Origin of the sequence: Ideonella azotifigens, assembly GCF_021043325.1 — a bacterium.
Classification (GTDB): Bacteria; Pseudomonadota; Gammaproteobacteria; order Burkholderiales; family Burkholderiaceae_C; genus Ideonella; species Ideonella azotifigens.
In genome coordinates this window covers 1-599 of sequence record NZ_JAJNKD010000057.1, presented here as the reverse complement: position 1 = coordinate 599, position 599 = coordinate 1, and the positions used below count along the sequence as shown (strand labels likewise).

General features: G+C 64.1%; 1 protein-coding gene. It reads right to left on the bottom strand.

What is annotated here, in order from left to right:
• Nucleotides 1-6: 6 nt before the first annotated feature.
• On the bottom strand, nt 7-599 hold a 593-nt coding region (locus LRH25_RS32595; protein ID WP_231013299.1), incomplete at its 5' end, for a carbohydrate porin.

The window sequence follows — 599 nt, the reverse complement described above, 5'->3', positions numbered from 1 at the left end:
CCCGGATCAGAACCACCATTCGATCTGGGCGCCGAAGCTGTTGCCCGAGGTCTTGTCGTCGAAGGCGGTCTGGCCGGTGACGTTGCCAGCGGCCTTGTTCCACTTGGCGAACGTGGCGTACAGGCGCAGCTCCGGGCGGTTCCAGAAGTCGGGGCCGGTCGACAGCGTCGGGGCGATCGTCAGCTTGGTCAGGTGCGCGGTATCGCTGCCGTCATCGACCTTGTACTGCGAGTAGCCCAGCTCGCCCACCATCTTGAAGTTCTTGGTGATGGCGTAGGACATGCGGCCACCGACGGAGGCCGAGTTGGTCTTCAGGCCGGTGTTGTCCTTCTCGCTGGCGAACAGCACGATGGCCTGGCCGCCGAAAGCGCCCTTTTGCCAGTTCACGCTTTCGACAATGCGCCAGTTCTTGCTGTCCTGGCCCCAGTCGAGGTGACCGAAGTTGGCGTTCAGCGAAGTCGAGCCCTGGGCGTATTGCAGCCAGGCCACGCTCTTCAGGCCGGTGCCGAACAGGTTGTCCTGGTCGACGCGCGCCGTCAGGCCTGCACCCTTGGTGCCGCCGTTGAACTGGCCTTGGGTGGCGGTGGCGTAGAAGTTGA